Genomic DNA, 24,794 nt, shown 5'->3' with positions numbered 1-24,794 from the left:
CCTCGCAGTCGAGGAAGCTGTTGTACTGGTCGCCGAGGTCGCCGGGCTGGTGGCTGACGGCGATCTGCTTGGTCAGGCCGGCGCCCAGGCTGTCGGTGCGGGTGACCACGACACCGTTGTCGACGCCGAGCTCCAGGAAGGCGTAGCGGCAGGCCCGCACCTTCGCCAGGAAGTCGTCGTGCGGGACGGTGACCTTGCCGTCCTGGTGGCCGCACTGCTTCTCGTCGGAGACCTGGTTCTCGATCTGCATGGCGCAGGCGCCGGCCTCGATCATCTTCTTGGCCAGCAGATAGGTGGCCTCGGCGTTGCCGAAGCCGGCGTCGATGTCGGCGATGATCGGCACGACATGGGTCTGGAAGTTGTCGATGGCGTCCTGGATCTTCTCTTCCTTGGCGGCGTCGCCGGCGTCGCGCGCGGCGTCGAGGTCGCGGAACAGGCCGCCCAGCTCACGGGCGTCGGCCTGCTTCAGGAAGGTATAGATCTCCTCGATCAGCGCCGGCACCGAGGTCTTCTCGTGCATCGACTGGTCCGGCAGCGGACCGAAGTCGGAGCGCAGGGCGGCGACCATCCAGCCGGAGAGGTAGATGTACTTCCCCTTCATGGAGCCGAAGTGCTTCTTGATGGAGATCATCTTCTGCTGCGCGACGAAGCCGTGCCAGCAGCCCAGCGACTGGGTGTAGTTGGCCGGATCGGCGTCATAGGCCGCCATGTCCTCGCGCATGATGCCCGCGGTGTACTTGGCGATCTCCAGGCCGGTCTTGAAGCGGTTCTGGACGCGCATGCGAGCCACGGATTCGGCGTTGATGCCATCCCAGGTCCCGCCCTTGCTCTTGATGAGCTGGCCCATCTCGATGCTGTGGTCTTGGTAAGCCATCTGTCTCTTCCGCGTTTTGGAGCGGAGACGCCTATACGCCCCCGGGATTTGCCATCGCCCTAACGCGCGGAGGGCTTGGCCGGGAGAGCTCGCAAGGTTGAACTGTAAAACTTTACAGATCTGTGTTGTAAGTCTGTAAGGTTCTCAGCGGACAGACTTAACATGGCGATGGAACGCGGCCTTTATGTCGGCCCTCGCCTGCGGCGGATGCGGCGCGACCTCGGCCTCACCCAGGCGGACATGGCCGTCGCCCTGGAGGTTTCGGCCTCCTACATCGCGCTGCTGGAACGCAACAACCGGCCGCTGACCGCGGGCCTGCTGCTGAAGCTCGCCCAGACCTACGACATCGACATGGCCGCGCTCGGCAGCGGGGCGGCAGAGGACACCGCGCGGCTGCAGGCGGTGCTGAAGGACCCGATCTTCGCGGGGCTGGAATGGGCGCCGAACGACCTCACCGACATGGCCACCAACTATCCGGGGATCTCCGAGGCGCTCTTGCGCCTCTACACGACCTATCAGGAGGGCCAGCTGGCCTTCGCCGACCGCGAGGCCGGCACGCGGGGCGACGAGGCCGACGACGCCTCCGACCCGGTGGCCGACTCGCGGCGGTTCCTGGCGGCGCGGCGCAACAGCTTCCCCACCCTGGACGACGCCGCCGAGCGGCTGGCCCAGGCGGTGGGTTCGCGGGAGAACTTCACCGGCTACCTGCGGGAGCGGCATGATCTTCGGGTCCGCCGCGTGCCGTCGAGCTTCATGGTGGGCTCGACGCGACGGCTCGATCGCCACCGCCAGGAGATCCTGCTGGACGACAGCCTGGACGCCGCCAGCCAGGCGTTCCAGCTCGCCCTGCAGCTCTGCTACCTGGAACTGGGCGACGAGATCGGCGCGGTCCTGGCCGGCGGCAGTTTCGCCAGCGAGAGCGGCGAGCGGCTGACCCGCCGGGCGCTGGCCAGCTATGCGGCCGCCGCGGTGCTGATGCCCTACTCCGCCTTCGCCCGCGCGGTGGAGGCGCGGCGCTATGACGTCGAGGCGCTGGCCCGCCAGTTCGGCTGCAGCTTCGAGCAGACCGCCCACCGGCTGACCACCCTGCAGAAGCCTGGTCAGGAGCGCGTGCCATTCTTCTTCATCCGCATCGATCCGGCGGGGAATGTGTCGAAGCGGCTGGACGGCGCGGGCTTCCCCTTCGCCCGTCATGGCGGCGGCTGTCCACTGTGGAACGTGCACCACGCCTTCCGCACCCCGCGTGAGGTCGTCACCCAGTGGCTGGAGCTGCCGGATGGCCAGCGGTTCTTCTCCATCGCCCGTACGGTGACCGCCGGCGGCGGCGCGTTCGGGGCGCCGCGGGTCGAACGCGCCATCGCGTTGGGTTGCGCGGCCGAGCACGCCGGCAAGCTGATCTACACCGCCGGTGAGGCCGGCCCGGGACCGGAGGCGGCGACACCGATCGGGGTCGCCTGCCGGCTTTGTCAGCGTACGGAGTGCACTGCCCGGTCCGAACCGCCGATCGGCCGCCAGATCCTGCCCGACGACATCCGCCGCACCAGCCTGCCGTTCGGCTTTTCCGACAGCTGACGCCGCCGGCCTAGTTCAACGAACATGTTACGGGATCGCATTGCCCCGTACGCGCTAAGTGACTGGCGCGACGCCAATTTCCATGCACAAATCGTCGAAAATATCGGGAATGAAACACGTTCCCGAATAAGAGTGCTGGGAAGCGAAACATGGCTCAGGTGGCGGTCCAGTCCACGGACCGGTTCGAGCGTAAGCGCGAGGCGATTCTTGACGCCTCGACGGCGTTGCTCAATTCACGTGGCGTGAAGGGCCTGACGCTTGGCGTCGCCGCTGCGGCGGTGGACCTGTCCACCACCAGCGTCACCTATTACTTCAAACGCAAGGACGACCTGGCCGCCGCCGTCATGCTGCGCGGCGTCCAGAGCCTGACCGAGATCGTCAACATAGCCCTCGCCCAATCGACGCCGTGCGAACGCCTGCGAATGCTGTTGCAGCTCTATCTGCAGCGGCTGCGCCGCGCGGCGGTGGGCGAGGCGCCGCAATTGCCGCTGTTCTCCGACCTGCGCGCGCTCTCCATGCCACAGCGCGGCGAGGTCTCCGCGGCCTATCTGAAGATGTTCCGCCGCCTACGGCAGATCTTCGATGCGCCGGAACTCGCCTGGCTGTCGCGTGGGCGGCGCACGGCGCGCACCCACATGCTGCTGAATCAGCTGTTCTGGGCCACGGCCTGGCTGCCGAAATACGATCCGGAAGACTATGGCCGGGTGTGCGAGCGGATGTACGACGTGCTGGCCGCGGGCTTGGCCGCCGACAACTCGGTCTGGGCGCCGCAGCCGGTTCCGGTCGCCGAGGTCGCGCCGCGGGGGCGTCACGAGATCGCACGCGAGACCTTCCTGAACGCCGCCACCAAGCTGATCAACGCCCGCGGCTACCGCGGCGCCTCGGTGGACAAGATCTCCGCCGAGCTGAACGTCACCAAGGGCAGCTTCTACCACCACAACGACGCCAAGGATGACCTGGTGGTGGCCTGTTTCGAGCGGACCTTCGACGTCATGACCCGGGTGCAGCGGCTGGCCCTGACGCTGGCCGGCGATCAGTGGATGAAGATTTCGAGCGCCGCCGCATCGCTGGCGGAATACCAGCTGTCCGAGCACGGACCATTGCTGCGCACCTCGGCGCTGGCCGCCCTGCCCGAGCCGATCCGCCGCGAGATGGTGCAGCAGTCCGACAAGGTCTCCGACCGCTTCGCCTCGATGATTTCGGACGGCATCGCCGAGGGCTCGGTCCGCCCGGTCGATCCCTTCGTGGCCGCCCAGATGCTCAACTCGACGATCAACGCCTGCGGGGAGCTGAGCGCCTGGGTGCCCGGCGTCAGCCAGAAGGCCGCGCCGGCGGTCTTCGCCCGGCCGTTCCTGATGGGCGTCTTCTCCCGCTAGACCTCGCCGGTCATCGCCGGCGGCTCGCCCTCGATCGCCAGCTCGGCGTTCGCGGCGAGCTGGCGCAACGTTTGCTCGTGGCCCCTGCGGGTGATCCCGTATCGTGTGAGGCAGAGCAGGGCGAGGCCGTAGAGCGCAACGGTGACCGGTGCGTAGACCAAACCCAGGTTCCGGATGATCTGCGGGTCCACGTGGCCGGGCTTGGCCTGCTGCGGGAAGTGGATGGCCGCCAACAGAATGCCCGAGGCGAAGATGCCGATGCCGCTGACCGCCTTGTTGATGAACGCCGCGGCGGCGAAGAACAGACCCTCGGAGCGGCGGCCGGTCCGCAGCTCGGAATCTTCGACGATGTCGGCGATCATCGAGGCCATCAGGATGGCGCCGGTGGTTCCCAGGCAGACCGTGGCGACGCCGAGCGCCAGCAGCATCGGAAAGATCACCGGCGAACCGTTGGGCGGCAGCAGGCCCGCGAGCCGCAGGCAGATTGGCGCTATGGCGCACACACCCGCGACCGGGATGAGGGTCAGCGCTCCGGCCTTCTTGCCGAGCCCCTTGGACAGTAGCGGCGTGACCACGAAGGACAGCGCCGCGCCGCTCAGGCTTGAGAAGGTGAAGAGCGCGATCTGGCCTGAGGACAGCCCCCAGAAATAGGTCTGGAAATAGAGACCGATGGAGAAACCGAGGCCGACGGCCATGGCGAAGAACAGGGTGCCCCCCAGCATCGCCAGGAACGAGGGGTGGGCCAGGGTGCCGAACATTTCGCGCACCAGGACGCCCAGCGTGACCTCCCGCCGGGGCGGCTGGCGCAGGTAGGGGATCTGCTTATGGGTGCCCAGCGCCGAGGTGAGAATCGCGAACAGCATCACACCGGCCGCCGCCAGCCCGTAGTGGGCATAGCCCGCCCGGTTGAGCTGACCGACCGCGTGCGTCGCGTCAGGCCGCAGGAAGACCTTCAGCGCCATGAAATACATGAACAGACCGCCGACCCACTGGAAGAGGAAGCGGTAGTTCAGGAGCTTGGTGCGCTCGTCATACTCTGACGTCAGTTCGGCCGAGAGCGCCGTGGACGGAATCTCGTAGAACGTGATGAAGGTGCGGATCAGGACCGCAGTGGCGATCAGGTAGACAAACAGAACTGGTTGGCTCCAGCCGTGCGGCGGATTCCAGATCAGGAGATAGGTGATCGCGACCGGCGCGGCGGCCGCGTACATGAACGGGTGACGACGGCCCCACTTCGATCGCCAGTTGTCGGAGATCTGGCCGGTGATCGGATCAAGGAAGGCGTCGAACACCAAGGCGATCATGATCGCGAAGCCGACCGTCGCCGACGGCAGGCCGACCACCTGGTTGTAGAAGATCAGCAGGAAGGTCGAAAAGCCGTTGTCCTTGACCCCGAAGGCCACGGATCCGAAGCCGTAGAACAGCTTCGTCGGCAGGCTGAGGCGCCGGGCAGCCGGATGGATTGCAGGGTTCGCGGGCACGCCGGGAGTCCTCCTGCCGCGCTGGCGGCGTTCGCCGGACTTCCGGCTCCTGGATCGCCGCGCCCGCTCTGTCTGCATCGACCGTGCGGTAGGCTCTGGGAGCCGTCAACGGGTTTGATCTGACATCGCCGGCGGGTTCGAAGACCGGCATCGCACGCGGCGAATCGCCCCGCAAAAACAAAGGGCGCGCCCTTGCAGGCGCGCCCTCCGATCCGGAATTTCCGGGGTCTTAGAAGCGGTACTGGAACTCCACGCCGAAGGTGCGCGGCGGGGTCAGGAGGTAGTTGCGGGTCAGGCCGCCCGGGCCGAAGCCGGTGGCCACGCCGTTGACCGTAAGACCCGGAACGCTGGCCAGGCCAGGGGTGATCGCCCCACCCGAAGCCGCCACCGTCGCCAACGGATAGACGCCGCGGTTGAGCGTAGCCGACGACGCGGCGTCGTAACCGAGATCGTCGAACAGGTTCTTCACGTAGGCGATGATCGAGTACTTGTTGTCCTTGTCCTTCCAGGTGACCCGGGCGTCGACCTGGCTCCAGGACGGCGAGGAGTCATATTCGCGCTTGAAGATCGAGGCATACTCCTTGTCGCGCCAGACATAGCTGACCGACGGCGACAGGGATCCCGGCGCGAAGTCGAAGGTGTAGAGGACGTTGATCGCGACCTTGTTCTCCGGCTGCGACGGCAGGGTGTTGCCCTTCATGTTCTGCGGCCGCTGCACCAGGCCGGTGTTCACGTCGCAGAGGGGGTTCAGGCCGGGGTTCGCCGCCGTCGGCGTCCCGGACCCGGTGCAGGTCTGGAGGACCGGATTGATCGGCGTGGCGCCCTTTTGCAGAGCTTCCGGATCCTGCGGGTCGACGATGTTGGTCAGCGACCGGATACCCGTGGGGTTCCACGAATAGTTGAACAGGATCTTGAGGTTATCGATCGGCGCCCAGGTCGATTCAAACTCGACGCCGTAGCTGTAGGACTTGGGCACGTTCAGGAAGAGGCTCTGGTTCACCGAAAGGGCGCCGGAGGTGCTGGTCACCGTCAGCGGGGCCTGGAAATCCAGGTAGTCGTAGTAGAAGGCCGCGATGTTGGTCTGCAGGGTGTGGCCGAAGTCCTTCTTCAGGCCGATCTCGTAGTCGTTGAGGTGCTCGGCGCCCGTGCCCGGGAAGTTGCCGCCGGTGGACCCGGCGCCGACGAAGATGCCGGCCTGCTTATAGCCGCGGCTGTAGGACGCATAGGCCGTGGTGTCTTTGTCGGGCGTCCACTGGAGGTTCAAGGTCCCGGTCGTCGCTTCCGAGGAGACGTCATAGCTGCGGGTCGCCGAACCGTCCGGCGAGAAGGTGAAGCCGCCCGCAGTGTTGGTCGCGTTCGGCACGACGTCGACCGGCGTGCCCGGGCCCTGGAAGGTGATCGAGTGGGTCACGTCCAGCGGGAACGAGAAGGACCCGAACAGCTGAGGCGTGCTGGCGCAGGCCGTGGTCGCGAAACAGACGCTGCGCAGAGTTTCCGTGCCGTACTCGTGGTCATGGCTCCAGCGCAGGCCGAGCGTGGCCTTCCAGTCCTGGGCGAACTTCCAGTCGAGCTGACCGAAGACCGCATAGGACCGGTCCTGGACGTTCGGCCGGTCGTCGAAGATGCGATTTTGGAGGGCCAGGCTGTTCGACGCGCCGACAGAATTGACCGGCGTCATCGTGGCAAGCTGGGTCTGCTGCGGCAGGGTCTGGAAGACCGGCTGGACGATGCCTTCCATGTAATAGTAGAGGCCGCCCAGCCACTGGAGCGCGCCGTCGCCGGTCGAGGCGATGTTGATCTCGTGGCTGAAGTTGTGGAAGTTTTCCTCGTAGGTCTGGATGTTCGTCGGGAAGACTTTGAGGCCGGCGCAGCCGCCGGGCGCCACGAGGGTGTTCACGATCGGGCAGGGCTGGGTCGACGTATTCACCGGCAGAAGCGGATTGATCGTCGCCGCCGGATTGATCGTGAACGACGTGATCGAACCGCCGCCGTTATCCGTCTGCAACGTGTAGTGATAGTTGCTGCCGCCGGCGATGTACTTCAGGTCGAAGATTGGGAAGTGGTACGTGAAGTTCACCGACCCGTTGTAAGTGTCGTCCAGCGCGACCGATTGAGCGTAGTTGGACGCGAACTTGCGCGGGTCGCTGGCGGCCGGGTTCGTGCAACCGAGCGGCGAGGTGTTCACGACATTGCTCACGACCCCGCCGGGGGCGCAGGCGAAGCCGGCTGCGACGCTGGAGGCGCCGAACTCGCCATAGTTGAACGGGCCGGGCGAATAGCCGGACCGGGCGCCGGGACCGCCGCCGCCGTTGTTCCAGCCGACGATGTCCATCTTGCCCCAGAAGTCAAAGTGGTCGCCGGCTTTGCCTTGAAGCTGGGCTTCCAGATTGTACTGATCGATGACGTTGCCTTCTGAGGGCATGCCGGGGACGACGTTGGTGAAGTAGCCGTCGCGCTGCTTTTCCCAGTTGCCGGCCAGGCGGTACTGCAGGTTCGGCGCGAGCGGCCCGGAGACCGCGGCCTCCAGGAGCGTGCGGCCATAGTTGGCGACGGTCGCGCGCACTTCAGCGTACGGATCTTCGGTCGGGCGCCTGGAGATCACGTTGATGGCGCCGCCGATGGAGTTGCGGCCGTAGAGCGTGCCCTGCGGGCCGCGCAGCACTTCCACGCGGTCGCTGAAGATCGGCGTCTTGCCGGCCGGCACCGTGGACGAGCTGTAGACGCCGTCGTCGTAGAGCGCGACGGAGTTCGCGATGGGGTGGGAGTTGGTCAGGCGGGCGAGGCCGCGGATGCTGTTACGGTCATTGGCGCTGGAATAGTTCAGGCCCGGCGTGAAGTTGGTCATGTCCTGAATCGAATTGATGCCGATCAGGTCACGGGTGGTCGACGTGAACGCCGAGATGGCGACCGGCACGTCCTGCAGGCTTTGAGCCCGCTTTTCGGCGGTGACCACCAGCTCCTCGATGGTGTTCGAGGCCCCGGCCGCAGCCGCGGCGGTGACCGCGGATTTGACTTGGGCCTGGGCCGACGTCCCAAGAGCGGCGGCGAATAGCAGTGCGCTTGACGCCAGAAGGCGAACCTTGTGTTGCAACTTATCCTCCCCAGTGGCCAACGAGGCCTTTGATTAAATTAGTGTTTCTTATATTTTCCCGGCACAGCGACACGCGGCCCGCAGGCCGCGCCGCCGCCGGTTCGATAGATCGAATTGTCAGGATGGCCCGGGCAACGCCGGGCACGGGTCAGGGTTTGGCGATGCGAACTCACGGTCGCGCGCCCGGCCTGAAGCCGCCCCCTGCCCCCATGTTGTCCTCCCTGCCGCACTTTGGCGGTCTTCGTCAGACGTTCCGCAGCCGCTAAACCGCAGTCATCCGATCCTTTTGTTCGCCGAACGTGCGGGAGGCCTTCGAGAGCGTCAACGGTTTTCGTTCTGACGTAACGGCATTTTTCAAAAGGGCGGCATGGCCGCCACAGATTCGCCTCAAAAAAACAAAGGCGCCAAAAGCAAAGGGCGCGCCCTTTCGGACGCGCCCCAAGAGCCGGGAAGACGGCTTTTTAGTTCTAGAAGCGGTACTGGAATTCCACGCCGAAGGTACGCGGCGGGGTCAGGTTGTAGGTGGTGGCGATGCCGTTGAAGCCGTTGCCGGCCTGGACGGCGTTGAAGCCGCCGCCCGGAAGCGTCGCCGGCAATCCCTTGGTGAGGCCGGCCGCCGCGATCGTGGCCGCCGAATAGACGCCGGTGATCCGCGAGCTGGAGGCGCCGCCGTCATAACCGATCGTGTCGAACGCGTTCTTCACGAAGGCGATGATCGAGTACTTGTTGTCCTTGTCCTTCCAGGTGGCGCGGAAGTCCCACTGATCCCAGGACGGCGCTTCATTGTAGGACCGCTCGAAGATGCCGGCGAACTGCTTGTCACGCCAAATGTAGCTGACCTCCGGCGTGAAGGAGCCGGGCTCGAAGTCCCAGGTATAGGTGACGGCCACGGCGATCTTGTTGCGCGGCGCCTGGGGAAGGCTGTTGCCGGAGAGGTCCTGCGGGCGCGACACCAAGCCCGTGTTCACGTCGCAGAGCGCGTTGCCGCCGGGCAGCGCCGGGTTCGTGCCGCTGCAGGTCTGGAGTGCTTGCGTCATCGGCTTGGCGCCGGCGGCCAGGGCCTCAGGATCGGTCGGATCGATGATCCCCGACAGCGACTTCACGTAGGCGTCGTTGAACGAGTAGTTGAACAGCACATTCATGTGCTCGATCGGGATCCAGGTGGTTTCCAGCTCGAACCCGCGGCTGACCGCCTTGGGGATGTTCACATACTGGCTCTGGCTCGGGAGCAGACCGCCCGTGTTGTTCGCCACCGTCAGCGGCGCCTGGAAGCCGTCCAGGTCTTCCCAGAACAGCGCCAGGTCGATCTGAAGCGTCTTGTGGAAGAAGTCCTTCTTGATGCCGATTTCGTAGTCGTTGTCGTGCTCTGCGTCGGTGAACGGGAACTGGCCGAGCGTGCTGGTCACGCCGGAGTTGAAGCCGCCCATCAGATAGCCGCGGCTGTAGCGGGCGTACATCATGGTGCCCGGCGTCGGATCCCATTGCAGGCCAGCCGTGCCGGTGGTGGCTGACCAGCTGTGGTCGTAGCCGCGGGTCGCGAAGCCATCGGGGGTGAAGGTCACGCCGCCCGGCTTGCCGTTGTTGACGACGCCCTTCGGGACGCCGCCCAGCCAGACAACCCCGGCCGTCACGTCGACCGGCGGCGTGAAGGTCTGGCCCAGCAGTTGCGGCGAGGAGCCGTTCAGGCAGGCGGACGGGCCGAAGCAGATCACCCGCACCGACTCGGAGCCGGTCAGCTTGTCGTGGCTGTAGCGCAGGCCGAGGGTGGCCTTCAGGGTGTCGGCGAACTTCCAGTCGATCTGACCGTAGCCGGCGTAGGATTCTTCTTGGAACTGCGGCCGGTCGTCGTAGAGGCGGTTTTGGAAATCCTGGCCCACTGGGCCGGTGAGCGACGGGGCGGCCGGCGTGATCGTGCCGGCGAGCTGCGGCTGGTCGAACAGGGTCGTGAAGACCGGCTGCTTGTAACCTTCCTTGTAGTAGTAGACGCCGCCCAGCCACTGGAGCGCGCCCTGGCCGTTCGAGCCGACGTTAATTTCGTGGCTGATGTTGTGGTAGTCCTCGGAGTAGGTCGAGGCTTGGCGCGGGAACACCGTCAAGGGCGGACAGTTGCCGCCGGCGATGTTGGTGGCGGGGCAGCCTTGCGCCGCGGGCGGCAGGGCCGGATTGAAAGCCGCAACCGGAATCTGGAACGACGAGATCGAGGCGTCGTTCGAGTTATCCTGGAACAGGGTGTAGTGGTAGTTGATCCCGCCCGCGATGTACTTCACGTCGAAACCGTCGAAGTGATAGGTGAAGTTGACCGCGATTCCGTAGGCGTCATCCAGCGAGACGGACTGGGCGACGTTGGACGCGAAGTTGCGGTGATTGCCGCTCAGGGCCGGGTTCACGCAGCCCAGCGGTGAGGTGTTGACCACATTGGCCACCGAACCGGCGCCCGGCGCGCAGGCATAGCCCGCGTTGATGTTCTGGGCGCCGTATTCGCCGAAGCCGAACTGGCCGTTGGTGTAGCCGGCGCGCGCGCCCGGACCGCCGCCGCCGTTGTTCCAGCCGGTGACATAGGCCTTCGCCCAGCCGTCGGCGTGCTCGCCGAACTTCGCCTGCAGTTGGCCTTCCACGTAGTACTGGTCGATCACATTGCCTTCGGACGGCATGCCCGGGACGATGTTCTTGTAGAAGCCGTCAGCCTGCTTTTCCCAGTTGCCGGCGAGGCGGTACTGCAGATCGGGGGCCAGCGGGCCGGAGACCGCGGCCTCGAGCAGGGTGTGGCCGTAGTTGGCGAAGGTGCCGCGGACTTCCGCGTAGGGGTCTTCCGTCGGGCGCTTGGAGATCACGTTGATCGCCCCGCCGATGGAGTTGCGGCCGTACAGCGTGCCCTGCGGCCCGCGCAGCACTTCCACCCGGTCGGAGAAGATCGGCGACTTGCCGGCCGTCACCGTCGAGGTGGTGAAGATGCCGTCGTCATAGACCGCGACCGGCACGGCGACCGGGTGGGCGTTGGTCAGGCGGCCGATGCCGCGCAGCGACGCGCGGTCGTTGGCGCTGGTGTAGTTCAGGCCCGGCGTGAAGTTGGTCATGTCCTGGATCGAATTGATCCCCAGGAGGTCCCGCTTCTCGGACGTGAAGGCCGAGATGGCCACCGGCACGTCCTGCAGGCTCTGGCTGCGCTTTTCGGCGGTGACCACCAGCTCTTCGATGGTGCTCCCGGCAGCGGCGGCCGGAGCGGCGGCGGCCGTGGTCTGAGCGTGTGCGGACGTACCGAGCGCAAAGGCGAACAGCACAGCACCGGACGCCAAAAGGCGAACCTTGTTATTCAATTTGAACCTCCCCAGTGGGCCTCGCGGCCGGGAAATGAAAACAGCGTGTTTTTTTGTTCCACTGGCGCAGGCTTACGAGGGCGTCAACCTCCCTGAGGCAAAAATACAACCACTTTTCGAAAACACGGTTTGCTCAATAACGAAGTTGGCTCCTCGTTTTTTACAAAGATTTCAAAAATATAGTCTGCTTAGGCGATATCACCGTTACGCGAGATACAACCCTAGGATTAGTCAGCGATCAGCACGATCTTGCCGACGTGAGCACCGGCTTCCAGGTGCGCATGCGCCTGGGCGGCGTCCGCCAGCGGAAAAATCGCGTCGACCTGAGGGCGGACCTTGCCGGCTTCGATCCAGGGCCAAGCTAAGGCCTCGACCGCGGCGGCCAGACGGGCCTTCTCGTCCGGGTTGCGCGGGCGCAGTGTCGAGCCGGTGACGACGCCGCGCTTCTGCATCAACCGGCCAATGGAGAGCGTGACATCGCCGCCGCCCAGGCTGGCGATGAAGACGATGCGGCCATCCATTTTCAGCGCATCCAGGTCCTTGGCGAAATAGTCGCCGCCGACCATGTCCAGCACCACGTCGCAGCCGCCCTCGCCTTTCGTCACCTCCGCGAAATCCTGGGTCTTGGCGTCGACCGCCACGTCGGCGCCCAGGTCGCGGGCGATCTGGGCCTTGTCGGCGCCGCGGGCGGTGGCGATCACCTTGGCTCCGTGCGCCTTGGCCATCTGGATCGCCGTCGTGCCGATGCCGGAGGTCGCGCCGTGCACCAGCAGCGTCTCCCCGGGCTTCAGATGGCCGTGCTCGAACACATTGGCGAACACCGTGAACACCGTCTCCGGCAGGGCCGCGGCCTGGACGTAGTCGAGCCCCTTGGGGATCGGCAGGGCGTGGCGCGCATCGCAGACCGCGTATTCCGCGTAGCCGCCGCCGCCCAGCAGGGCGCAGACCTTGTCGCCGGCCTTCCAGCGCCCCGCGCCGACCACCACCTCGCCTGCGACCTCCAGGCCCATGGTCTCGGGCGAGCCGGGCGGCGGCGGATAGAATCCCATCCGCTGGATGATGTCGGGCCGGTTGATCCCCGCCGCATGCACTTTGATCAGGATCTGGCCGTCCTTCGGCTCCGGCCGCGGGATTTGCACGGCCTTCAGCGCCTCCGCCGGCCCCTTACCGCCCTCGATGGCGATCGCGGTCATCATCTCAGTGTGGGCAGACTTTGGCATGTGGAGAACTCCGGCAAAGCTGGGCGCCGGCCATTTGCGCAAACTTGCGCTTTGGCAGCTTGCGCGGTTGGATAGCGTCCCATCGGGAAACCGGAAAGGCAAAGCCCGTCATGGAAGAGCCTGCGGAAGTCCGCGTTGGCCGTGGCCAACGCCTGATCGAAGCCGTCCGAGAAGACCTGGAGCTGTTCGGCGTGGCCGAGTTGGAAGAGCGTATCGAGGTGTTGCAGTCGGAGATCGCGCGGGTCAACGCCCAGATCGACCGCAAACGCGCCGGCCGCGCCGCCGCCGACGCCCTGTTCGGCGCAGGGTCGAGCTAGTGCGCCGCAGGGGGCCCAGACGACTGGGGCGCCAAATGCGCCAGATCGCGTGGTAGGAGGTATTCTGTCTCAAAGCTGGGCCCCGCAGGATGGCATGGGCGTTGCACACACGGTTTTCGCGACCGCATGGCGGCTTTGGTATAGGTTGAGCACCGCATGAGCGAATTGAACGCCCCTTCAACGCCGTGGCGCGCCGAGGTCATTCAGGATTTCGCGCGGTCCGAGCTGTTCCAACGGACCTTCCAGGAGGGCATGGACCTCGTGGAAGAAACCGCCGGCTATCTGGATGGCGCGGGCCGTCAAGCCTCCAAGCTCCTGTCGCGCAACGCTGCGCTCGCCTATGCGGCGGAGAGCATGCGGCTGACCACACGCCTGATGCAGGTCGCCTCCTGGCTTTTGGTGCAGCGCGCGGTGCGCGAGGGCGACATGCCTCCGTCCGCCGCCTGCGAGGACCGCTATCGCCTGGCCGCCGCCGACGTCTGTCTGGCCAACGGCGCCGCCGAAGGCCTGCCAACTGAGCTGGTCGGCCTGCTGGACCGCTCCGAGCGGCTCTACGAGCGCGTCCGCCACCTCGACAAGCGCATGTACGTCGAGGGCGAGGCCGACGAGGCGCCGCACCCGGTGTTGTCACAGCACGACCGCCTGAAGACGGCCTTCGGCAACTGAGCCTGCCTCCCGCCGCTTCGCGCGGGAGATCAGGCGCGAAATGCGAAACGCCGCGGAGGTCGCCCTCCGCGGCGTTCGTCTTTGGGATCTCGTGATCTTCGACCGGACTGGATCCCCGCTTGCGCGGGGATGAGTCGCTACGCGTTCACTTGCGGGTGAAGCCGCCGAACTTGGCGTTGAAGCGCGACACGCGGCCGCCGCGGTCGAGCATCTGGTGACCGCCGCCGGTCCACGCCGGGTGGGTCTTCGGGTCGATATCGAGGTTCAGCGTCGCGCCTTCCTTCCCGTAGGTGGAACGGGTCTGGTAGGTCGTGCCGTCCGTCATCACCACGGTGATGAAGTGATAGTCCGGATGGGTGTCTTGTTTCATCGGATCAGCGCCTGACGTAAGGAAGCGTCGAATAGGATCGGAAGCCGTCCGCAGGGGCCGGTTCCGAGGAAGCGCGGCGTATAGAGAAACGTCGCCCATTTTGCAAGGCGCCTGAGCGTATGAGTGAGCCCCCGACGACTGACCTGGGGGTGGATGCCGCGGCGGAGGGCCGCCCGACGTCGGGCCAGGCGCTGGCCCAGACCCTCGCCGAGGCTGCCCAGCGCCGCCCCAAGAGCCGCAATGTCAGCGCGCTCGGCCACCTGATCCCTTATGCCGCCGGCCACCGCCTCGACGCCGCCGCGGCCGGGGTGTTCCTGGTCACCGCCTCGGCGGCGAGCCTGGGACTGACCGGCGCGGCGCGTCTGGTCATCGACCACCTGACCGGTCCGGGCGCGCATCCGACCGCGCGGGCCATCGCCCCCTGGTTCTGGGTGCTGGGCGGCGTGGCGCTGGCCTTGGCGTTGTCGTCGGCGCTTCGCTACTTCTTCGTCACCAAGCTCGGCGAGCGGATCGTGGCGGACCTGCGTAAGGCCACCTACGCCCACATCCTGTCGCTGGATCCGGCGTTCTTCCTGATGACCCGCACCGGCGAGGTGCTGTCCAGGCTCACCACCGACATCCAGATCGTCGAGAACCTGCTCACCACCTCGATCTCGGTCTCCCTGCGCAACGTCCTGATGCTGCTGGGCGGCCTGGGCTACATGGTCGTCGTCAGCCCGCGCCTGACCGGGCTGGTCCTGATCACCTTCCCGGTGGTGATCGCGCCCTTGTTCCTGTTCGGCCGCCAGGTGCGCCGCCTGACCGCCTCCACCCAGGACCAGTTCGCCGCCGCGGTCGGCGCGGCCGGGGAGACCCTCGACGCGCTGGAGATCGTCCAGGCCTTCGGGCGCGAGGCGGCCGGCGCGGCGCGTTTCGGCCAGGCGGTGGAGAACGCCTTCCGCACCTCGCTTCGCCGCATGAGCGCGCGCGCCCTGATGACCGGCGCGGCCATCGCCCTGGTGTTCGGGGGCGTCGTCTGGATCTTCTGGCTGGGGGTCAGCGCGGCCCTGGCCGGCGAGATGAGCTGGGGCACCCTGATTCAGTTCGTGCTCCTGGCGGTGCTGTCGGCCGGCTCTGTCGGCGCGCTGGGCGAGTCCTGGGGCGACGTGCAGAAGGCGGCCGGCGCCATGGAGCGGGTCTCCGAGATCCTGGCCGCACGCCCGGGCATCGCCCCGCCGGCCCACCCGATCGCGCTCCCCAGCCCGCCCCGCGGTGAGCTCAAGCTGGAGAACGTCACCTTCGCCTATCCGGGCCGGCCGGACATGCCGGCGGTGCGCGGCCTGACGCTCTCGGTGAAGCCGGGCGAGCGGGTGGCCCTGGTGGGCCCTTCCGGCGCGGGCAAGAGCACGGTCTTCCGCCTGTTGCTGCGCTTCTACGACCCGCAGGCCGGCCGGGTGCTGGTGGACGGCGTCGACGTGCGCGACGCCGATCCAGTGGAGGTGCGCGCGCGCATGGCCCTGGTGGCGCAGGAATCGCCGCTGTTCTCCGGCTCGGCGCTCGAGAACGTCCGGTTCGGGCGCGAGGACGCGAGCCTGGAGGACGTGCAGGCCGCCGTCCGCGCCGCCCAGGCCGAGGCGTTCCTGGCCGCCCTGCCCGACGGCATCGACACCCAGGTCGGCGAACGGGCGCGCAGCCTGTCCGGCGGCCAGCGTCAGCGCCTGGCCATCGCCCGCGCGCTGGTCCGCCATTCGCCGATCCTGCTGCTCGACGAGGCCACCAGCGCGCTGGACGCCGAGAACGAGCGCCTGGTGCAGCGCGCGCTGGACGAAGCCATGGCGGGCCATACCACTCTGGTCATCGCCCACCGGCTGGCCACCGTGCTGAAGGCCGACCGCATCGTGGTCATGGACGAGGGCCGCGTGGTCGAGGAAGGCACCCACCATGAGCTGGTGGCGAAGAACGGCCTCTATGCCCGCCTGGCGTCGCTGCAGTTCGGCGAAGCCGCCTAACCCCGCGCCTTGGCCGCCAAGCCCGGGAAGTCGCTGAACAGGCCGTCGATCCCGGCGGCGTAAAGGGCGTGGTAGACCGCGTCCACGTCGCCATGGACCGCCGGATCGGTCCCGTGGCGCAGCTTGGGCGGCAGGAAGAAATTCTCCGCCCGCACCGTCCAGGGATGCACCTTGAGCCCGGCCGCATGGGCGTCCCTGACCAGCGAGGTGGCGGGGCCAAGACCGCCGTCCACCGTCGGGATCACCATCGACCAGTCCGGCCCCACTCCGTTGGCGTAGGTCGCGATGGTCTTCATGCCCGAGGCCGTGACCATGTCCATGTAGCTGGTCTTGGAATCCGTCGGCGCGCCGGCGGGCGAGACCAGCTGGATGCGAGGCGCCTTCGACAGCTTCATGAAGGTCTTCAGCGGCTCGACGTCGAAGCACTGGACGAAGACCGGGGCCGTCGGGCTATCCAGGCCGTTCTTCTTCAGAATGTCGGCGAGCCGGCCTTCCATGGGCAGGCCCAGGGCCGCGAAATGGCTGGCGTGCTTCAGCTCCGGATAGGTGCCGATCGGCCGGCCGAGCCGGGCGCTCTCCGACTTCGCCAGGTCGATGACCTCCTGGTAGGTCGGGATCTGCTCCTGGCCGTCGTAGGCGGCGCTGATCGGCCGCAGTTGCGGCAGGCGCTCGCGGCAGCGGATGGTCTTCAGCTCGGCGAGCGTGAAGTCTTCCGTGAACCAGCCGGTGACCGGCGTCCCCTGCACGGACTTGGTGGTCTTTCGCGAGGCGAACTCCGGCCGCTTGGCGACGTCGGTGGTCTGGGAGATCTCGTTCTCGTGGCGCACCACCAAATGGCCGTCCTTGGTCATCTCCAGGTCGGGCTCGATGAAGTCGGCGCCCTCGGCGATGGCCTGGCGGAAGGCCAACAGCGTGCTTTCCGGCCGCTCGCCGCTGGCGCCGCGGTGGGCGATCATCAGCGGGGTCTTCTTGAACCCCTGGCCAAAGGCGGGAAGCGAGCTCAGCGCGGCGGCGGCCGTAGCCGCCACGCCCAAGGTGCGGCGTGTCATCTGCATGTGGCTCCCCTTACGTCTCGTTCGTGACAGTCCGTCACGCGACGCAGAGCCGGTCAACCAACCCGCAGTGTGGATTATTTGGCGGCCTGGCGCAGGCGCTCCAGCAGCTGGGGCTGGATCTCCAGGTTGCCGGCGACCACGGAGCCGGTTCCCAGCACATCCTCGTCGCCATTGGCGTTGGTCACCCGGCCGCCGGCCTCGGTGACCAGCAGAATCCCCGCCGCCAGGTCCCAGGCGTGCAGGTCGCGCTCCCAGTAGCCATCGTAGCGGCCGGCCGCGACCCAGGCCATGTCCAGCGCCGCCGCGCCGAAGCGGCGCACGCCCGCGACCCGCTGGCTGATCTGGTGCAGCTCTTTCAGGAAGGTCGCGTGCTGGCCGTGGCCCATGAACGGGATGCCGGTGGCCAGCACCGCCTCCTCCATCCGGGTCCGCGCGGCGACCCGCAAGCGCTTGTCGTTGACGAAGGCGCCCTTGCCCTTCTCCGCCCAGAACAGCTCGTTGGTCACCGGGTTGTAGGTCACCGCGGCCACGATCGCGCCCTCGCGCTGCAGGGCGATGTTGATGGCGAAGTGCGGTATGGCGTGCAGGAAGTTGGTGGTGCCGTCGAGCGGGTCGACGATCCAGGTGTGGGTCTTGTCAGTGCCCTCGATCATCCCACGCTCTTCGCCCAGGAAGCCGTAGCCAGGACGCGCCTTCTCCAGCGCCTCGAAGATGGCCTGTTCGGCCTTCAGGTCGGCGGCGGAGACGAAGTCGGCGGGCGCCTTCTTGGCCACCTGCAGCTCGGCCAGTTCGCCGAAGTCACGGTTGAGGCCACGAGCCGCCTTGCGCGCGGCGTCGCTCATGACCTTCAGGAGGGCGGATTGAGTGCTCACGGTGTGAAAGATCTCTGGGCGCGGCTGGAGGGCGCGGAACCTAGTCGCGGGTGGGCGCAGAAGCAAGGCGAGGCCTCAGGCGCGCTGAGCGACGCCCTTGGCGATCTCGGCGTTGAAGGCCGCGACCGCGGCGGCGGGCCCCTCGCCGTAGGTCCAGACACCCGCCGAAACCGCAAGGAAGTCGGCGCCGGCAGCGGCCAGGCCGGCGGCGGTGGCGACCGTAATCCCGCCGATGGCGACGCAGGGGACGACCACGTCCGCCTGCCAGCCGGTGAGCAGTTCGGGATCGGCGCGGGTGGCTGCATCCTTGGTCGTCGTCGGGAAGAAGGCCCCGAACGCCACGTAATCGGCGCCGCCCTCGGCGGCCTCCATGGCCAGGTGCAGGCTGTCGTGGCAGGTGACGCCGACCATTCGGTCGGGGCCCACGGTCCGGCGGGCCTCGGCCAGCGGCGCATCGTCTTGGCCGACGTGGACGCCATCGCAGCCCAGCCGCGCGGCCAGGTCCGGCCGGTCGTTGAGGATCACCGCCACGCCGCGCGCCTGGGCGATGGGGATGAGCGCGTCGACAGCGGCGGCGATGACCTCGTCGGGCGCTTCCTTCAGCCGGATCTGCAAGGCCGCCACATCGCCGGCGTCCAGCGCATGGGCGAGCACATAGCCGAACGCCGCCAGGTCATCGAGGCGCGGCGGCGTGATCAGGTAGAGGCGGCAGAGCGGAACGGCCATGGACCCTACATACACACCGCGCGTCCCGGCGGAAGCCGGGACCCAAGCTGAGCTGACCAGCAGATCGATGGCGGTGGTCTCTCGACTTCGCATGGATCCCGGCTTTCGCCGGGATGAGCGGATTAACGGAGAAGGGCTCTCAGCGCATAAGCCACGCCGGCGGTCGCCAGCGCCGCGGCGATTGCCAGGCCGAAGAACCAAGCCAGGCGCTGGCTGAGGGGCGCCAGTGGCGCGCCCGGCTCCGGCGGCGATTCAATGATAGCTCGCATCGGCGCCCACCTTTCCGCGGAAGATCCAGTAGACCCACAGGCTGTAGCCGATGATCGCCGGCAGCAGGATCGCGCCGCCGCCCAGGAGCAGGCCCAGGGCGTTGTCGGCGTTGGCCGCCTGACGGAAGGTCATGGCGTAAGGGACGATATCCGGGAAGAACCCCGCCGCCAGGCCCAGATAGCCGGATAGGAACACCGCGATCGCGCCGGCGAAAGGCCAGCCGTGGGCCCGGGCGCGCAAACCCAAGGCCGCCGCCGCGAGCCCCGCAGCGCCCAGTAGCGGGATCGGCGACAGCCTGGCGAGCTTGCCGAGGTCGAAATGGCCATCCCGCCAGCCCCAGCGCTCCGCCACCTGGGCGTGGACGAAGAGGGTCGCGACGCTCACCGCCGCGAGCAGGAGAGCCACCGCGCCGAGCGCGATCCAGGCCCAGCGCCGCGCGCGGTCCTGCAGTCCGCGTTCGGTCCGCCAGACCAGCCAGCACGCGCCGATCAGGGCGTAGCCAGCGACGAGGCCGACGGCGACCAGCAGCGAATAGGGCGTCAGCCAATCGAACGGCCCGCCGGCGAAGGCGAGGCCGTTCAGCTTCACCCCTTGGATGAAGCCGCCCAGCACCAGGCCTTGAGCGAAGGTCGCAGTCAGCGAACCGGCCGTGAAGGCCACCGTCCAGAACCGCGTGCCGCGCGCCCGTCCGTTCAGGCGGAACTCGAAGGCGACGCCGCGCAGGATCAGCGCCAGCAGCATCAGGATGATCGGGATGTAGAGCGCCGGCATCAGGGCGGCGTAGGCGAACGGGAAGGCTGCGAAGAGCCCGCCGCCGCCCAGCACCAGCCAGGTCTCATTGCCGTCCCAGACGGGCGCGACCGTGGCCATCATGGTGTCACGCTCGGCGCTGGATCCCGCGAACGGGAACAGGATGCCGATCCCGAGGTCGAAGCCGTCGAGCATCACATAGAGCAGCACCGCGATGGCGATCAGCCCGGCCCAGATCAGCGGAAGGTCGAGGCTCATGACCGATCCTCCGGCTCGCCGGGTGCGGCGGCCAGGGCGTAGCCCGGCGGACGAGTCATCGCCGGCGTCTCCGCCTCTCCGCCCACCAGCGGCCCTCCGTTCATCAGCCGCAGGATGTAGAGCGCGCCGAAGCCGAAGATCAGGGCGTAGATGACCATGAACGCCAGAAGCGACGCCGAGACCTCGCCCTTCGTCACCGGCGAGACCGCGTCGGCGGTGCGCAGCACGCCATAGATCACGTAGGGCTGGCGGCCGACCTCGGCCACGATCCAACCGGCGACCACCGAGACGAACCCCGCCGGCCCCATGGCCACGCAGGCGCGCAGGAACCACCGGTCGCCCGCCAGGCCGCCGCGCCACGCCCGCAAGGCGCCCCAGGCGCCCAGCCCGATCATTCCCACGCCCAGGCCCGCCATCACCCGGAAGGCCCAGAACACCACCGCCACCGGCGGCCGGTCTTCCGGCGCGAAATCCTTCAGGCCTTTGATCTCGGCGTTGATGCTGCCCGCGGTGATCAAGCTGCCAAGCTTGGGGATCGAGATCTCCCAGCGGTTGGCGGCGACGGCCCGATCGGGCCAGGCGGCGATATGGAAGGCCTCGGCGCGCCTGGTGTCCCAGAAGGCCTCGATGGCGGCGAGCTTGGCCGGTTGCACCCTCAGCACTTCCTTGCCCGACATGTCGCCGGCCAGGAGCTGCAGGGGCGCCACGATGGCGAACATGCCGATCGCCATCTTCAAAGCCAGGCAGCTCTCCTCCTCTTCAGGGACCTTCAACAGCCGCCAGGCCGAGGCCGCGCCCACCGCCAGGGCTGTCGTCAGATAGGCGGCCAGCACCATGTGGACGAAGCGCACCGGGAAGGTCGGCGAGAAGATCACCTGGCCCCAGTCGGCAGCGCGCAGGGTCCCGTTGGCCAGGCGCACGTAGCCGCTCGGGTCCTGCATCCAGCTGTTGGCCGAGATGATCCAGAAGGCGGACATCAGGGTGCCGATCGCGACGAGCGCCGTCGCGGTGAGATGCAGCCGCGGCCCGACCTTCTTCCAGCCGAACAGCATCACGCCCAGGAAGCTCGCCTCCATGAAGAAGGCGGCCAGCACCTCGAAGGCCAGAAGCGGGCCGATCACTGGTGCGGAGGCTGCGGCGTAGACGCTCCAGTTCGTGCCGATCTCGTAGGACAAGACCACACCGGTCACCACGCCCATCCCGAAGGAGATCGCGAAGATCTTGATCCAGAACAGGTAGAGGACCTTGAAGGCCTCGTTCCGGGTCGCCAGCCAAAGCCCCTCCAGCACCGCCAGGAAGCTCGCCAGGCCGATGGAGAAGCTCGGGAAAATGATGTGGAACGCGATCGTGAAAGCGAACTGCAGTCGCGACAGCAGAAGCGCCTCGAAATGCATGGCCCGTCCCTCGCCGCGCCTGGTCGCGCGGGGCTTTCCCTTAGGAACGCACAGCTGAGCTTCGTAGTCATGCGACAGACGGTCGCAGACTTCGTGAGCGCAAGGCCGGGCGCGAACGCGCTTGCCCTCAGGCCCGGGCTGGGCGAACAGAACGGTCTGCGGCGCGCCGGGACGTCTCGGGGGCGAGCTCAGCGCCAGCTGAGCCGGAACTCAGCACGGCGCCTGCGGATTTCGTAGACGGGCGCCATCGTGGGAGGCCGATACATGCCAGGAAACCCGGTCCGCGGGGCGGTCGACAGCCTCGCCAACAGCCGTGGGCGTTCGACCCAGCACATCCTGATCGGCGTCGGCCTGACGTTGGGCGCGGTGGCGGTCTCAGCCCTGGCAGCCCGGATGGCAAGCGCGGCGGACGACGACGGCTACGAGGCCTATTCCGACTATGAGGCGCCGGCCTACGAACAGCCGAAGCCGCCGTCGAAGCTGTTCGCCAACCTGTGGCCGCCGCTGTTCATGGCCCTGACCCTGTCCGGCCTGCGCATCTGGAACGCGCCGAGGAGCGCCGCGCGCACCCAGGCGCTCACCCTTTGGGGCGCTGTGCAGGCTCTGAACGGGGTCTGGATGGTGCTGGGCCCCAGGCGTCTCGGCGGCCAGCTCGCCGCCGCCGTCGCGTCCGTGGGCACGGCCGCCGCCTACGTCTGGCGCGCCCGCCAGGTGGACCCGCCGGCCGCCAACATGGTCGCCCCCTACGTCGGCTGGATGGGCGTCGCCAACGCGCTCAGCGAGAGCCTGGCGAAGAAGCCGGCCGAACCCTGGACCGTCCACTAGCGAACCACTAGCCGCACCGCCGGCTTCGCCATAGGCTCGCCTCCAAGAACAAGGGTTGGGAGCGAAACGATGGTGGCTGCGGCAGCGGCGGGCGCGGACGTGCGCGCGACGTCCAATCGGATGGTGATCGCCGGCGCGTCGGCCGGCACGGTCTTCGAGTGGTACGATTTCTATCTCTACGGCTCGCTCGCCACCTTCATCACCGAGCACTTCTTCTCCGGGGTCAACGCCACCACCGGCTACATCTTCGCCCTGCTGGCCTTCGCCGCGGGTTTCGCCGTGCGGCCGTTCGGGGCGATCATCTTCGGCCGACTGGGCGATCTCTGGGGCCGCAAGAACACCTTCCTCGTCACCATGACGCTGATGGGCATCGCGACCTTCGTGGTGGGCCTGCTGCCCGATTACGCCACGGTCGGGGTCATAGCCCCGGTGAGCCTGATCGTCATGCGCCTGATCCAGGGCCTGGCGCTGGGCGGCGAGTACGGCGGGGCGGCCACCTACGTCGCCGAGCATGCCCCGCCCGGGAAGCGCGGGCTCTACACCAGCTGGATCCAGATCACCGCCACCTTCGGCCTGTTCCTCAGCCTGATCGTGATCATCGTGGTGCGCACCCGGCTGGGTGAGGACGCCTTCAAGGCCTGGGGCTGGCGCATCCCGTTCCTGGCCTCGGCGCTCCTGCTGGTCGTCTCGCTATGGATCCGCCTGCGGCTTAACGAGAGCCCGGTCTTCCAGAAGATGATCGACGAGGGCAAGGGCTCCAAGGCGCCGCTCACCGAGAGCTTCGCCCGCTGGCCGAACCTCAAGCTGGTGCTGCTGGCGCTGGCCGGCCTCACCGCCGGCCAGGCGGTGGTCTGGTACACCGGCCAGTTCTACAGCCTGTTCTTCCTGGAGAAGATGCTCAAGGTCGACGGGGTGCTGACCAACGAACTGGTGGCGGTCGCGCTCCTGCTCGCCACGCCGTTCTTCGTCCTTTTCGGTTGGCTCTCCGACAAGATCGGCCGCAAGCCGATCATCCTGGCCGGCTGCCTGCTGGCCGTGCTGACCTATTTCCCAGTGTTCAAGGCCATCACCGTGGCCGCCAACCCCGAGCTCGCCGCCGCCAGCGCTTCCGCGCCGGTGACCGTGGTGGCCGATCCTGCCGACTGCGCCTTCCAGTTCGACCCGGTGGGCAAGAAGACCTTCGCCTCGTCCTGCGATCTGGCCAAGGGCGCGCTCGCCAACGCCGGGGTCAGCTACGCCAACAAGGCCGCGCCGGCCGGAACGGTCGCCGCCGTCGAGATCGGGGCGGTGACCATCCCCAGCTTCAAGGGCGAGGTGTTGTCCGCCGCTGACCTGAAGACCCAGAAGGCGGCCTGGACCAAGACCCTGGGCGCGGCGCTGAAGACCGCCGGCTACCCGGCCAAGGCGGACGCCGCCAAGATGAACAAGCCGTTGGTGGTGGCCCTGCTCTGGCTGCTGGTGCTCTATGTGACCATGGTCTACGGCCCGATCGCCGCAGCGCTGGTGGAGATGTTCCCGGCCCGGATCCGCTACACCTCGATGAGCCTGCCCTACCACGTGGGCAACGGCTGGTTCGGCGGGTTCCTGCCGACCACCGCCTTCGCCATGGTCGCCGCCACCGGCAATATCTACTATGGCCTGTGGTACCCGATCGTGGTGGCCGGGGTGACCTTCGTGGTCGGCCTGCTGTTCGTGAAGGAAATGCGCGGCGCGGCGATCGAGGCCTAAACCTTCCGCTCATCCCGGCGAAGGCCGGGACCCAGATGGAATGGTTCAGATGCGGGCTCTATAGCCTCAGAGTCCGCCCAACCCGCCATCCAGTTTCGAGAGCTGGGTCCCGGCCTTCGCCGGGATGAGCGGCTCCGAACCTTACGTTTCGTCGGGATCGATGCGGTCGTCATAGCCGTGGTTGGCCGAGTAGAAGGCCAGCCACATCAGCACGCCGGTCAGGGCGCCGGTCGCGATGACCCCGCCCAGAACATAGGGCCAGATGGGCAGCAGGCTGGCCCAGCCGCCACCTGTGTGGGCGGTGGCGAGGAAGGCCCAGACGACGAAGGCCGCAAAGCCCGCGAGCCCGAGAAAGGTAAGCACCAGAAGGACAGCGTGCTTGCGCATGCCCGTCCAAATCCGTGAGGTCATTACCGCGTTCCTTCCCTCCCCTTCATGGGGAGGGTGGCCAAGCCTCAAGGCGAGGTCGGGTGGGGAAGTGTCGGCCAAACTGAGCGTTCGCGCCAGATCGCGACGGCCTGTGCCTCCCCATGAAGGCTACGGCATTCACACATCTCCCCGCTGAGGTCCGAGTTCCGGCCTGCTAGGCGGAAAATGCTCAATCGTTTCAAGACAACCTGCCCAGCACGGACTCTCAGTGTACGGAC

Annotated in this window: 19 protein-coding genes; 7 read left to right on the top strand and 12 right to left on the bottom strand. The window is 67.3% G+C overall.

All coding sequences use genetic code 11. The annotated features are described in order from the left end of the window. On the bottom strand, positions 1–874 hold an 874-nt coding region (locus VHS75_RS10235), incomplete at its 3' end, for an isocitrate lyase (RefSeq protein ID WP_329638514.1). Between the two features lie 162 nt (positions 875–1,036). On the opposite strand from VHS75_RS10235, the gene VHS75_RS10230 reads away from it, so the two are divergent. Both VHS75_RS10230 and VHS75_RS10225 read left to right on the top strand, forming a co-directional pair. Then, a complete protein-coding gene (locus VHS75_RS10230) occupies positions 1,037–2,446 on the top strand; it encodes a helix-turn-helix domain-containing protein (RefSeq protein ID WP_329638513.1) in 1,410 nt (469 codons plus the stop codon). A 149-nt stretch (positions 2,447–2,595) separates the two neighbouring features. Further along, complete coding sequence (locus tag VHS75_RS10225; protein WP_329638512.1) at positions 2,596–3,822, top strand: TetR/AcrR family transcriptional regulator; 1,227 nt, start codon at positions 2,596–2,598, stop codon at positions 3,820–3,822. Here VHS75_RS10225 and VHS75_RS10220 read toward each other — a convergent pair. The 4 genes from VHS75_RS10220 to VHS75_RS10205 form a co-directional block, all read right to left on the bottom strand. Beyond that, a complete protein-coding gene (locus VHS75_RS10220; RefSeq protein WP_329638511.1) occupies positions 3,819–5,303 on the bottom strand; it encodes an MFS transporter in 1,485 nt (494 codons plus the stop codon). The genes VHS75_RS10225 and VHS75_RS10220 overlap by 4 nt on opposite strands. Before the next feature lie 229 nt (positions 5,304–5,532). Continuing rightward, the gene (locus VHS75_RS10215) at positions 5,533–8,394 is read right to left on the bottom strand and encodes a TonB-dependent receptor (RefSeq protein WP_329638510.1); all 2,862 of its coding nucleotides are present in this window, start codon (positions 8,392–8,394) and stop codon (positions 5,533–5,535) included. A 467-nt stretch (positions 8,395–8,861) separates the two neighbouring features. After that, positions 8,862–11,708 (bottom strand): TonB-dependent receptor, encoded by a 2,847-nt coding sequence (locus VHS75_RS10210; RefSeq protein WP_329638509.1) that lies wholly within the window; start codon positions 11,706–11,708, stop codon positions 8,862–8,864. 227 nt (positions 11,709–11,935) lie between these two features. Then, on the bottom strand, positions 11,936–12,928 hold the full coding sequence (locus tag VHS75_RS10205; RefSeq protein WP_329638508.1) for an NAD(P)H-quinone oxidoreductase: 993 nt from the start codon (positions 12,926–12,928) through the stop codon (positions 11,936–11,938). Between the two features lie 110 nt (positions 12,929–13,038). Here VHS75_RS10205 and VHS75_RS10200 point away from each other — a divergent pair, with 110 nt between their 5' ends. Together VHS75_RS10200 and VHS75_RS10195 are read left to right on the top strand one after the other, a co-directional pair. Then, on the top strand, positions 13,039–13,245 hold the full coding sequence (locus VHS75_RS10200; RefSeq protein WP_329638507.1) for a DUF1192 domain-containing protein: 207 nt from the start codon (positions 13,039–13,041) through the stop codon (positions 13,243–13,245). A 156-nt stretch (positions 13,246–13,401) separates the two neighbouring features. Next, positions 13,402–13,911, top strand: a complete 510-nt coding sequence (locus VHS75_RS10195) for a DUF1465 family protein (RefSeq protein ID WP_329638506.1) — start codon at positions 13,402–13,404, stop codon at positions 13,909–13,911. A 145-nt stretch (positions 13,912–14,056) separates the two neighbouring features. On the opposite strand, the gene rpmE is transcribed toward VHS75_RS10195, so the two are convergent. Next, the gene (rpmE, locus tag VHS75_RS10190) at positions 14,057–14,281 is read right to left on the bottom strand and encodes a 50S ribosomal protein L31 (RefSeq protein WP_299540133.1); all 225 of its coding nucleotides are present in this window, start codon (positions 14,279–14,281) and stop codon (positions 14,057–14,059) included. A 119-nt stretch (positions 14,282–14,400) separates the two neighbouring features. Between rpmE and VHS75_RS10185 the strand changes: the two genes are divergently transcribed. Then, a complete protein-coding gene (locus VHS75_RS10185) occupies positions 14,401–16,269 on the top strand; it encodes an ABC transporter transmembrane domain-containing protein (RefSeq protein ID WP_329638505.1) in 1,869 nt (622 codons plus the stop codon). Here VHS75_RS10185 and VHS75_RS10180 read toward each other — a convergent pair. The 5 genes from VHS75_RS10180 to VHS75_RS10160 form a co-directional block, all read right to left on the bottom strand. Continuing rightward, entirely contained in the window at positions 16,266–17,324 is a 1,059-nt protein-coding gene (locus tag VHS75_RS10180; RefSeq protein ID WP_329638504.1) for a glycerophosphodiester phosphodiesterase, read from the bottom strand. The two genes, VHS75_RS10185 and VHS75_RS10180, sit on opposite strands and share 4 nt — an antisense overlap. Before the next feature lie 74 nt (positions 17,325–17,398). Continuing rightward, positions 17,399–18,196: an inositol monophosphatase family protein gene (locus VHS75_RS10175; protein WP_329638503.1), complete on the bottom strand. Its 798-nt coding sequence runs from the start codon at positions 18,194–18,196 to the stop codon at positions 17,399–17,401. Between the two features lie 75 nt (positions 18,197–18,271). Further along, entirely contained in the window at positions 18,272–18,922 is a 651-nt protein-coding gene (gene thiE / locus VHS75_RS10170) for a thiamine phosphate synthase (RefSeq protein WP_329638502.1), read from the bottom strand. A gap of 252 nt (positions 18,923–19,174) precedes the next feature. Then, the gene (gene cydB / locus VHS75_RS10165) at positions 19,175–20,200 is read right to left on the bottom strand and encodes a cytochrome d ubiquinol oxidase subunit II (RefSeq protein WP_329638501.1); all 1,026 of its coding nucleotides are present in this window, start codon (positions 20,198–20,200) and stop codon (positions 19,175–19,177) included. Further along, on the bottom strand, positions 20,197–21,594 hold the full coding sequence (locus tag VHS75_RS10160) for a cytochrome ubiquinol oxidase subunit I (protein ID WP_329638500.1): 1,398 nt from the start codon (positions 21,592–21,594) through the stop codon (positions 20,197–20,199). The genes cydB and VHS75_RS10160 overlap by 4 nt, the downstream gene beginning before the upstream one ends. Before the next feature lie 264 nt (positions 21,595–21,858). Here VHS75_RS10160 and VHS75_RS10155 point away from each other — a divergent pair, with 264 nt between their 5' ends. After that, on the top strand, positions 21,859–22,419 hold the full coding sequence (locus VHS75_RS10155; protein WP_329638499.1) for a TspO/MBR family protein: 561 nt from the start codon (positions 21,859–21,861) through the stop codon (positions 22,417–22,419). A gap of 69 nt (positions 22,420–22,488) precedes the next feature. After that, a complete protein-coding gene (locus tag VHS75_RS10150) occupies positions 22,489–24,147 on the top strand; it encodes an MFS transporter (RefSeq protein ID WP_329638498.1) in 1,659 nt (552 codons plus the stop codon). A 141-nt stretch (positions 24,148–24,288) separates the two neighbouring features. On the opposite strand, the gene VHS75_RS10145 is transcribed toward VHS75_RS10150, so the two are convergent. Continuing rightward, positions 24,289–24,558 (bottom strand): hypothetical protein, encoded by a 270-nt coding sequence (locus VHS75_RS10145; RefSeq protein ID WP_329638497.1) that lies wholly within the window; start codon positions 24,556–24,558, stop codon positions 24,289–24,291. Positions 24,559–24,794 lie beyond the last annotated feature (236 nt).

This window comes from Phenylobacterium sp., from assembly GCF_036264965.1.
Lineage (GTDB): Bacteria > Pseudomonadota > Alphaproteobacteria > Caulobacterales > Caulobacteraceae > Phenylobacterium.
Note: the sequence above shows the minus strand (reverse complement) of the source record. Positions and strands in the feature narration are given on the sequence as shown.